General features: G+C 61.2%; 7 protein-coding genes and 2 pseudogenes. 5 read left to right on the forward strand and 4 right to left on the reverse strand.

From position 1 onward, the window contains the following. Positions 1-1,280 precede the first annotated feature (1,280 nt). Positions 1,281-2,387 (forward strand): NAD(P)/FAD-dependent oxidoreductase, encoded by a 1,107-nt coding sequence (locus V1288_RS31255; RefSeq protein WP_334360684.1) that lies wholly within the window; start codon positions 1,281-1,283, stop codon positions 2,385-2,387. Between the two features lie 793 nt (positions 2,388-3,180). On the opposite strand, the gene V1288_RS31260 is transcribed toward V1288_RS31255, so the two are convergent. From V1288_RS31260 to V1288_RS31275, 4 genes and pseudogenes are all read right to left on the reverse strand, one after another. Continuing rightward, a complete protein-coding gene (locus V1288_RS31260; RefSeq protein ID WP_334360685.1) occupies positions 3,181-4,722 on the reverse strand; it encodes a recombinase family protein in 1,542 nt (513 codons plus the stop codon). Positions 4,723-4,726: 4 nt separating this feature from the next. Next, positions 4,727-4,912: pseudogene (locus tag V1288_RS31265) on the reverse strand (hypothetical protein); the annotation flags it as partial. A gap of 110 nt (positions 4,913-5,022) precedes the next feature. After that, complete coding sequence (locus V1288_RS31270; protein WP_334360686.1) at positions 5,023-5,199, reverse strand: hypothetical protein; 177 nt, start codon at positions 5,197-5,199, stop codon at positions 5,023-5,025. A 378-nt stretch (positions 5,200-5,577) separates the two neighbouring features. Further along, positions 5,578-7,695 (reverse strand): annotated as a pseudogene (locus tag V1288_RS31275) (DUF3363 domain-containing protein). Between the two features lie 372 nt (positions 7,696-8,067). Between V1288_RS31275 and tnpA the strand changes: the two are divergent. The 4 genes from tnpA (at position 8,068) to V1288_RS31295 (ending at position 10,167) form a co-directional block, all read left to right on the forward strand. Continuing rightward, on the forward strand, positions 8,068-8,976 hold the full coding sequence (gene tnpA, locus V1288_RS31280) for an IS66 family insertion sequence element accessory protein TnpA (RefSeq protein WP_334360687.1): 909 nt from the start codon (positions 8,068-8,070) through the stop codon (positions 8,974-8,976). Next, on the forward strand, positions 8,973-9,248 hold the full coding sequence (gene tnpB, locus V1288_RS31285) for an IS66 family insertion sequence element accessory protein TnpB (protein WP_334360688.1): 276 nt from the start codon (positions 8,973-8,975) through the stop codon (positions 9,246-9,248). Before tnpA ends, tnpB begins: the two co-directional genes overlap by 4 nt. A 69-nt stretch (positions 9,249-9,317) precedes the next feature. Further along, on the forward strand, positions 9,318-9,557 hold the full coding sequence (locus V1288_RS31290; protein WP_334360689.1) for a hypothetical protein: 240 nt from the start codon (positions 9,318-9,320) through the stop codon (positions 9,555-9,557). Beyond that, positions 9,529-10,167, forward strand: a complete 639-nt coding sequence (locus tag V1288_RS31295) for a Wadjet anti-phage system protein JetD domain-containing protein (RefSeq protein ID WP_334360690.1) — start codon at positions 9,529-9,531, stop codon at positions 10,165-10,167. The genes V1288_RS31290 and V1288_RS31295 overlap by 29 nt, the downstream gene beginning before the upstream one ends. Positions 10,168-10,174: the final 7 nt, after the last annotated feature.

Raw genomic sequence — 10,174 nt, forward strand, 5'->3', positions numbered from 1 at the left:
ACCATGGACCGAAGACCCCGCTCTCCGCGTCCGAGTTCGGCCAACACTCATCGCCCTGTGAATCAGATCCGCCCGCAGACTCGCACCCCCGGGTTGGTTGTGTGCGTCTTATCGGCAAAGTCCGATTGCTAGGGATCTGCACCGCCTCTTTAGAGAGGCTCTATGGTGACAGCAACGCAAATGCATGCGCTACGACTTAGAATGTCTCGATCATCGGCGAATCGAGTCCGTTGACGCCGTGTTTAGAAAAATTCCAAATGAGTGCAGTTGAAATTTGGCGGGAACGATAGACGAGCGCTCTCGCCAGCGGCCATGCTTTCCTGGGCGCAACAGCATAATAGGCCTCGCTTTTTCAGGAACGCTCCAGACCTTGTAATGGTCTGACTGTTGCGCGTCACCATTTCGTTCCTGTCCGCTCCGGACGTAGGTATTGACGTAGCCAGAATCCGCGATGACATTTTGCTTCGTGCGCTCGTTATCGCTCAGAATGTACGTCAAGAGCTTGGCATGGTCTTGCGATATACCCTCCTCGCCGGGCGCGAGATCAGGGATGGACTGTCGAAACCGACCAGACGATCGTCCCGTCCATAGGCTTTTATACGCAAGGAGGCCGAAACTGCCGTGGTGTTGGTATCGGCCACGCGTGTCGTTACCATCTGCCCGTGCTTGGGCTAGGTCGCGTGAAGCGCATTGATGAGAGCGCGAGCCCGCCGATTTCTACTCTGGACTACGCTAATGCCGTCTCGTTACCAAACAGCGGTTTTCGTTCGCGGAGTATTGGTTCAAGAAGGCTGCCAGGACCACGTGAGCGAGGCTCGACGATGACATCAAACATTGAGATGCGGAATAGCATTCCAGCAATCGTCGCGGGTAACAACGTGGCGCTTGAGGGATTGCGAAAACATTTCTCGGATCAATGACTTATGATACCTGGTGCGCTCGGAGGGCGGTCGCATTTGCTGTGATTTCAAGGGGTTGACAAGCTCTGTCAAAGCATAAGGTTCATTTCAAACTCAAAAGTGCGTTTGGACAGACCTATGCCCGGCGCTTTTCGTACTTTCGCTTCACGCCTAAGTCCAAGCTCTTGATTCCCGGCGAGAGCCGGGGATTCTGCTCCCGGAAGGGCGTATTCTCTGGCAGTCGATCTCTCAAAAAGCTCGCGCCGCTGGGATCAACCATGGACAAGAGGCCCCTCCCCTTCACTGTCTTATTGGACACCAATAGCCAATGAACCGGGCCTGGGCTGGCACGGCGCCTTTGTAGATATCCGTGGAGACATCATGCAGGTCGTAATTTGCGGAGGCGGCGTGATTGGAGCCTGCATCGCATACTTCCTCGCTCGGCGCGGGATCGACGTCATTGTCATCGAGCGGACCGAGGTGGGGGCGGCGGCATCTGGCAAGGCTGGCGGATTTCTGGCGCTCGACTGGTGCGCCGGCACTCCGCTCGATAAGCTGGCGCGCCGAAGCTTTCAGCTTCACGCCGCCCTGCCTGACGAGGTTGCGGGCGATTGGGGCTACCAGCGCATGACTGCCTATAGCGGGTTCGTCGTCGGCGATCGTGACGCTCGCCGTCATACGCCGGCAAAACTCGCTTGGCTCGCCAGCGGCATTATCATCGCCGATCAACTCGGCACGCCGGCAACAACTGCTATTGTTCACCCGCGCAAATTCACTTCCGCAATCATGAGCGCCGCACAAAAGCACGGCGCCGAACTGCGTGCAGGACAGGTCACCGGGATAGTCTGGAGCGCGGATAGATCGACGGTAAGAGGCATTGAGGTCGGCGGCGCCCTGTTGGAGGCCGATACTGTCGTGATCGCGATGGGGCCTTGGTCGCTAATGGCCGCCGCGTGGTTGGATCTGCCCGCTGTCTTTGGGCAGAGAAGCCCGAGCCTTGTCTACGAAACCGGCACGGATGTTCCGGCCGATGCCCTTTTCCTCGAATGTCAGGAAGAGAGCGGTGCGATTGTCTCGGTCGAGGTCTTCCCTCGCGGCGACGGGAGTACCCACATCACCGCCTTCTCCAATGAGGCGCCTCTGCCCCTCGAACCGGCCGCTGTGACGCCGGACCCGAGCGAAATCGATCGCCTCCAAGCAATCTGCGGGCGGCTATCACCTGTGCTCCGATCGGAAAGGATAACCGCACGGCAAGCCTGCTTCCGTCCGGTTACGCAAGACGGTCTGCCGCTGATCGGTAAGGTGCCACAAAGCGACGGCGCCTACGTGGCCACCGGCCATAGTGTCTGGGGCATCCTAAACGGACCGGCAACGGGTGAAGCCTTGGCGGAGCTAATCGCCGAGGGCGTATCGCCCACTTTGGATCTGACGCCTTTCGACCCGGGCCGACTCCCGCCATTGCACCCACCGCTGCTGCGCTCCGGCTAGCTAACCAATGCTCAGCCTTGTTCCTATCCGAATGAGTCCACCACCCGGTCCCTCGCGGGATGCACCCGGTTCTTGACCTTCACCCATAAGTTTGGGACCACGTTCCATCATCAGCCTGGACGGCCGAACATTCATCGCTCAGAGGGCAAGACCAAACAATCCTCCCATCGAATCTTCGTATTCAGATTGGAAGTCTTCGCACTTACGTAGTGTTTTCAACACCCATTCCGACATTTTGCAGCTTTGCGGGTGATTGGGATCATTACAGAATTTCTCGTTGTCAGAATGGCGGTTGCGAGTCCCGCGGTCGCAGCCAAAACCCGTTTTGCACCTCTATGGAAATCCGTGAAGTAATGGTGGCAGCGCCCGTATCAGCAGCACGGTGCTTCCGCCCAACACGCTGCCACCCACGACGAGCAGGGACAGGACCCGCTCCCAAAGCATCTCGTTGCTGGCAACATCATTCGAATTTGGCATCTTTGTGCACCCGCATTTTCGGGCCACGGAGACGTCATAGACTGAGTCGCGGGATCGCCGAGCGGCGAAATTTGCCGGAAAATTAACTCATGATTCACCGACTCGGACGCCCTCCCCGATTGGTGTTGGTGTCGGTTTGGACCGCCTGCGATTCGCTCCTGATCCGGCGCCCCATATGGACGCTATCGAGCGACATCCGAAATAGAGAGGATTAGAACAGATCCCTAGTCCGAGGTCGGCTGCCAAGCCACCCGCATCAACTCACGACCGAACGTGGATATCATTTCAGGTTCACCGTCCCGACGGAAGTCGTGGCTCAACCCTTGTTTGGCGTCTCAGCTTTGTTGCGGGGACGTGCAAGCGCGTTTGTTACAACTTCTGGCCGAAGCGACCTCCGACGGCCAGCGGCGAGGTCAAGAATAGCCATCAACTCGCCGCGTAGGATGGCGTGGCTCTCGCCCCGCTTATCGCCGGGGGTTATCACCACCTCGCCAACCAGAGAGCGGATGTCCTCTCGGGCTTCCCCGTTGGACTCTGGCTCGGCCAGCGTTTCGGCGAGGCGGATCACCTTGGCGCGGTAGTGCTCAGCGATGTTCGGATGCAAATCCGGCAGATCGGCGGGGGCCTCGGCAAGACGCGCCTTAATTTCGGCTTTCTGGTGCTCCAGCTCACCCATCCTCGCCTTCATCGCCGGCTGGTACATACCGTCTTCGATGGCATCGAGAATCCCTTTGATACCACGCTCGATCTTCTCAAGGGCGCGGCGGCTCGTTTCTGCTAGCGCCCGCCGTTCATGGTTCTGGCGGTTGGTCTCTTCCGCATAGGCACGCACCGCGGCCGCTACAGCCTCGGGAGATACCAGCTTATCGGTAAGACCCGCCAGCACGCGCCGCTCGATGTCGTCGCGGCGAACGGTGCGGCCATTGGTGCAGATCCCCTTGCGGAAATGACTGAGACAGCCGTAGCGGTCGTTGACGACGATGCCATATTTGCCGCCGCAGCATCCGCAGGTGAGCAAGCCGGACAGAAGAAAAGCAGGACGACGCAGGCGGTTCAACCGTTCCGCGCGAGCGGCACGGACTCCCTTCGTCGTTGCCTCGAACTGCTTCGCAAGCTCGGCCTGGCGCAGTTTCACCCGCTGCCACAACTCGTCATCGACAATGCGTAACTCCGGCACCTCGGTCCTGATCCATTTGGCCTCGGGGTTCGGACGCGACACACGCTTGCCCGTGTTTGGGTCTTTGATGAAGCGCTGCCGGTTCCAGACCAGCGCGCCGGCATAAAGCTCGTTGTTGACGACGCCGTTGCCCCGGCAGGCGTGACCCCGGATCGTCGTGTCGCCCCAGGTGCGGCCCAACGGACCGGGAATACCATCCCGGTTCAGATCGGTCGCGATGGCGCGTGGCGATTTTCCCACTGCGAATTCCCGGAAGATGCGTCGGACAACCGCGGCCTCGGCCTCATTGATCTTGCGTTCGCCCCGAACCGGCTCGCCCTCGCTGTCGCTGCGCTTCACCACGTCGTAGCCGTAGCAAAGCCCGCCACCCGCCTTGCCCTTCTCTACTCGTCCGCGCAAACCACGATGGGTCTTGGCGGCGAGGTCTTTCAGAAACAGAGCGTTCATCGTGCCTTTGAGACCGACATGAAGCTCGGAGATTTCACCTTCGGCCAAGGTGACGATCTGCACGCCGGCAAAGCGCAGATGCTTGAACAGTGTCGCCACATCGGCCTGATCGCGCGAGACGCGGTCCAGTGCTTCGGCGAGCACAATGTCGAACTTGCCACGCCGGGCGTCCTGCAACAGCGATTGAAACGCCCGGCCGGAGAGTGACGCTGGCGCCGGAGATGGCCGCGTCATGATAGGTATCGACGACCTGCCAACGCTCCCGGCCCGCATGCTCACGACAGATGCGGAACTGGTCCTCGATCGACGCCACGCTCTGGTTGTCGGTCGAGTAGCGGGCGTAGAGCGCAACCTTGAGCATGACATTCTCTCCGGATCGGGCCTTCACATCGATTCTACAAATTCCGCTGCCGTCAAGATACATGTTTGCAGCGGCATCCGTCGACACCGTCTCTGTCCGTTTCGCTCCGGGGGTCTGACCGTCGCCTGTGCAAACGCGCCAAGGAGATGAAGGTGTAGCTCAAGAACCTGTTTCTATCGTGGCCATGGTTCGTTGTCATTGGCGACGGCCGGCGGCCTGGCCTGCTCGCGGGCGAGCTGTCGGCCGATAGCTTCAGCAATCCGCAGAATTCGTGGGTCGAGCGATTCACCGGTACCCAATCCGTTGTCATTGGCCGGACGAAGCCCTTTCTCTTCCTCTTCTGCCGCCATTCCGACCCTCCCTCGTCAGGTCCATCGAACGAAAAGCAACGTGGAAGCGCAGAGCGGAAGTCAGGAAGTCGGAGCGTCGTAGCGGGGCGCAAATATACTTGCGAGCGGCGACTTCTGCTGGTCGGCTGCCAATATCCCAAGACATTTCGAGCGGTGTGGTGCTCGCAAGAAGGCGACGCCCGCCCCCGAACTCCCTGTCAGGATGAGGAAGCGTTCGGTTTCCCATCAAGCCTTACCTGCTTGACAGGCCCCTGCCGGACCGGCGACAGCTCGTCAAGGCCGTGAGCCGCGAAGCGGGGGCGCGGAACGCGCCAGCCTTGACGGGATGACGCTGGTCCGGCCTGCTTGACTTCAAGCAGGCAAGGCTTGCTCTTCCGCTCACAACTCCAACCCGCGCTTTCTGCCGAAGCTCCATTCAATGTCGCCGCCAGTACGCATGAGGCCGGAGATGTGCTGCCCGATGCGCTTGTCGAGCACGGGCTGCCACGGCACGAGACTGAAGCCAAGGCCACCATCGCCGCTCAGGGTTTCGATGATGGCGAACCGGCCGCTGGATAGCTGGGTGGAGCCGACGAGCTGTCCGCTCACGTAGTTACCGGGAACGGTGGGCCGCCATTGCAATCCGCTTTTGGCGGAGAGCGCCTTGCCGGCTCGCTCGATACCGGCAGACTCAAGTCGCCGGATCAGATCCTTGGGTGCACGGACGCGGCCGTCGCCGAGATCGGTGATGTGACCCATGTTCGCGAGCGCCTGTTTGCGCTTCTCCAGCGCCGCCCTCACCTCCTGGCCGAATCCCTCGCTGGCGAGCGCGACGCGCTGGCGGGACACCAGTTCGCGATCGAGCCAGGTCGCGCCGTCTTGGTCGATCTGCTGGTCGAGGCCAGTGGAAGACAGGACACTGATGCGGATGTTCGCGCGGTCCCGCGCCAGATCGTAGGCTTAGCCGCGCTCGGGAAGATCGGCAGGGACGCGCCAGTGATCCGCATCGATCCGCTCGGCATGGCCGGCCCGGCGAAGCGCTTCCAGCCGGCGGACGTGGGATCGAACGAAGGCCTCGGGGTCGCCACCGATGCGGTCGATGGCAGTTCTCGCCCGCTCCAGATGCTCGGACGGTCGGTAGATGCCTCGATCTGCAATATCCATGATGTTGCGATCTGCGGCGCGGGGCCCGGGAGGGGCGGAGCCCGCCGCGACGATCATGCCTCGGCCGACCTCCTCGGCGCGGGCGGCATCCATCTCGATATGATGCACACGCCCGTCTGCCCCATCGATCACCAGCCGGACCCGCTCGCCCATCTCGTCGCCGCCGAGCCCCTTGTCCAGCACCCGGCCGACGATCCGCTCAGTCGCGTTCTCGCGGTGCAGGACGTAGCGCGCGGGGTGGCGATCCTCCGCCAGGCCCTCCCGCTCCAGCGCCCGGTGCATGGTCTTGATGATGTCGCCGCGCTCGCCAAGCTCGCGCAGCGCCGGCTCGGCTTTGGGCGACACGATCCATTGCCCAGTCTCGACCTCGGTAGCCAACCCCATGCGCTCAAGCTTGCGCGCCCGCTCGATCAGCAGGGCGCGGTTCTGACGGAACGTGTCTCGCAGATCCCGGTCGGGACGCAGGTCGGCAAATTCCTTCCCCTGTTGCTCGGCGATCAACATCCGGTCGAGCCGGGTGAAACGATCGGCATCCACCTCCCGCTCAAGCTGCTTTGTCACTTCAAGTTCGGTCTGCCGCCCCAGTTCTCGGGTGACGACCTCGCTCGCGCGCTCGCGAGTCCCGTAGGCAATATAGTCGCCGGCGATGTTGAGGGTCTTACCGTCCTCGGTGACGCCGCGCACGATGATGTGGGTGTGGGGATGGCCGGTGTTGTGGTGGTCGACCGCGATCCAGTCGAGTTTCGTCCCGAGGTCGGCTTCCATCTGCTTCATCAGATCGCGGGTGGTCTCGCGCGGGTCGGCAAGCTCCACGCCGTCCTCAGCCGAGACGATGAAGCGGAACTGATGGCGATCCTCGCGACCCCGGTCGAGGAAAGCGCGGCCATCCTCGACGTCGCGCTCGGCCGAATAGACCTGGCCTTTCTCGCCGTCTTTCGTCACGCCATCCCGTTCGAGATAGCGCAGGTGCGCGTCCACCGCCTTGGCGCTGACGAACTGCCGTCCACGCGCGGCTCCGCGCTGCGGGTTGAGCTTCACCACGCGAGCCTTCACCGCCACTCGCCGCGCCCGCGTGCGCACGCCGTTCCCGTCGCGGCTCCACGCGCTCCGATCTTTGAGAGTCAGTGCCGTCGCAGCGCCCCGGCCCCGTGCATTGAATCGGCCGCTTCCCTTTCCGGCCCTGGCCAAGCGGTCGGGGTTGCCGCCGGCCCGACGCATGGCCTGTTGGACCTCGCCGAGGAAGCTGGCCGGGCGCCGGCGCATCCCGCCGATCCGGCGCGCGCGTGTCCTTACACCACCACGATCCCGGACCTTGCCGGGACCGATGCGAAAGTCGTCTTCGTCACGTGCCATGAGATGACGATTGGAAGTCGAAACACTTCCGGCAAGAGCCGAAATGCGCCAATCGCGGAGGAGCGCAGAAACACTTACGCCAGCGTAAGCGCGTCGGTCTCGCGCATCCGGCACATTGCGAGCGACGTCGCTGAGACCGTTGGAAACAAAGAAGAAAGCATCGGAAGCGCCCCGCCGCACCTCACCGGACAAGGAGCGAGCCCCGCAAAAGCAATGTGCAGACAAAAACTTAGGAACGAAGTTCCGGCAGCGAGGCAACTCGCTTTATCTTGCCATCCCCCGCCGGCTTCGTAAGCGTCCGAATCTTGCACGGCTTTCTGAGAGTGCACTGTCCTTCCATATCGGGTTCTCTGCTGCATTGGAGAATCTCTGGTGGGTCCGAAACATTTCCAGAACAAAGCCAGACGCGAGTGGTGGTCGATTCACATCGAGGCGAGGCAACGCAGCGGTTTGTCGCAGCGCCGCTACTGTCGGATTCACCGCCTCACAGACACAACATTTACGCGTTGGCTGCGCGTGATCACGGATGCGGAAGCGGCCAAAATCCGGGCGCAAAACGCTAAAATCCTTGCCGAAACCGAGCGCGACGAGCGTCGAAGGCAACGCAGAGGAAGACCGCTCAAGCTGTCGGCGGACAAACGTAACCAAGCGGTGCAGGCGTTCTGGGCGATGCATGTGGAGACGCTGAACTGGAGCGGGATGACGCTCACGCATTACGCCGCGGCGGCGAAAATCTCGAAATCCAGCCTGCGCCGCTGGCGCGATCTGATCGATAGTGGCGAGGTCGAAATTGACTGGCGAGCGCGGCTTCATCCGAGTACCCGCCCGCAAATAAGCAGCGATGTTAGCAGCGCTGCTAAGGACCGGTCGGACGAAACTGTCTTGACAGCCTCTGTGCCGGGTGATCCGCCGCGTGACCGTCGATCGAACAGGCGCAGCTTCACGGACGAAGAAAAGCTCGCGATCGTGATGGAAGCGGAGCAACCCGACGTGAGCGTGGCGGCTGTCTGCCGCCACCACGACATCGCCACCAGCATGGTGTTCCGTTGGCGTATCCAGTTTGGCTTTGGCCCAGACGAGCGCGCGCGATTGGCAGCAGTCAAGGTGATCGACAGACGGCCGGGCGCATCATCGACGCCCGTTGTGCTGCACGACCTGTTGCGGCCGGCCGATGGCATGACCGCGGTCGAACTGGGCGATGGCCGGCGGGTTTTTGCGCCTGAAGGCAGCGATCCCGAAACAGTTCGGCGCCACGTCGCCGATCGGGAGACGGCACGATGATGATCGTTCCGGCCGGCGTGAAAGTGCACCTGGCGTTGGGGTCACCTGTTTGCCTTCCGCGGCAAGAAAGCATCGATGCTGAAGATCCTGTTCTGGACGGCAATGGGCTCTGCTTGTTCACCAAGCGGATCGACCAGGGCCGCTTTGCCTGGCCGGTAATGGCGGGCTACGTCGGTTCGATCACATTGACGCTGGCACAGCTTGCGATGCTGATCGAAGGCATCGACTGGCGCGCACCCGAGCGCGTGTGGAAGCCGGCGCTCGCAGGCTGAATCGCAGAAACCCGCATAGAATATAGCGAAGTTGCTTCTTCGAATCGGCGTGTTCGAGTAGAATCGGACATGCAGCTCGATCTCAACAATCTGCCGTCCGATACGGCGCTGTTGCACCGTCTGGTGCGCGAGATGGCTGTTGTCGTCGACAGCCGCGACGGTGAGATCGAGCGCCTCCAACTCATCATCAAGAAGTTGCAGCGAGCGCAGTTCGGGCGGCGCTCCCGTTCGTGGGCGATGCGTCGAAGAGGTGTTTTCTCGATTTGTATCGATCCGGACCATGGCTGCCGAGCCATTGCTCCTGCGTGAGGTATCTTCTCGCGCCTTCTGGGGACTATCCAAGTTGCTTGATGGCCGCGGCGATATCGTCGCCGCTCTTTTGGAAGTCGATGAGTGCCCTTTTCCGGAACAGCCCGTTATTTTGAACGTCCACCTTTGGCGCGCATCGTTATCGCTTTTGTTCGTCGAAAACCATGTAAGCTTCGAACGCCTCAGACGTCGGACAGATTTGGTAGACACCGCGCTTGTTTATTCGAGTGGATTTCGTGGCGCGGCATTGCGCCTTCGCAAGCCCCAGGGAGCGAGCATCTATTACTCGCGCGGATGCCCAGATGACGCTACTGGCGCTTTCGAGTTCGCGCTGTTCTCCGTGCCCGATATTTCCACGTTCTTTTGGGGGGATCTTGACTATTCAGGCATGGCGATACTTGCAGCGCTACGGTCGACTTTCCCCAATGCCCAGGCATGGCGTCCAGGCTACGAACCGATGGTCGAACGCCTTAGAAGCGGCGAGGGTCACTCACCGTTGGAAAGCGGCAAGGAGGGTCAACGTCCCATCGATTTGACTGGCTGTCCCTACGCTGATGAGGTGTTGATTCCAACCCTCAAAGCGTCAGGACTTTTCATCGATCAAGAATGAAAATTCG

Source organism: Bradyrhizobium sp. AZCC 2176, assembly GCF_036924645.1.
Taxonomy (GTDB): domain Bacteria; phylum Pseudomonadota; class Alphaproteobacteria; order Rhizobiales; family Xanthobacteraceae; genus Bradyrhizobium.

What these genes read in the sequence shown, in the direction of transcription:
- V1288_RS31255 (WP_334360684.1), top strand. Translation starts at nt 1,281, where the DNA reads ATGCAGGTCGTAATTTGCGGAGGCGGCGTGATTGGAGCCTGCATCGCA.
- V1288_RS31260 (WP_334360685.1), bottom strand. Translation starts at nt 4,722, where the DNA reads ATGACGCGGCCATCTCCGGCGCCAGCGTCACTCTCCGGCCGGGCGTTT.
- V1288_RS31270 (WP_334360686.1), bottom strand. Translation starts at nt 5,199, where the DNA reads ATGGCGGCAGAAGAGGAAGAGAAAGGGCTTCGTCCGGCCAATGACAAC.
- tnpB (WP_334360688.1), top strand. Translation starts at nt 8,973, where the DNA reads ATGATGATCGTTCCGGCCGGCGTGAAAGTGCACCTGGCGTTGGGGTCA.
- V1288_RS31290 (WP_334360689.1), top strand. Translation starts at nt 9,318, where the DNA reads ATGCAGCTCGATCTCAACAATCTGCCGTCCGATACGGCGCTGTTGCAC.
- V1288_RS31295 (WP_334360690.1), top strand. Translation starts at nt 9,529, where the DNA reads ATGGCTGCCGAGCCATTGCTCCTGCGTGAGGTATCTTCTCGCGCCTTC.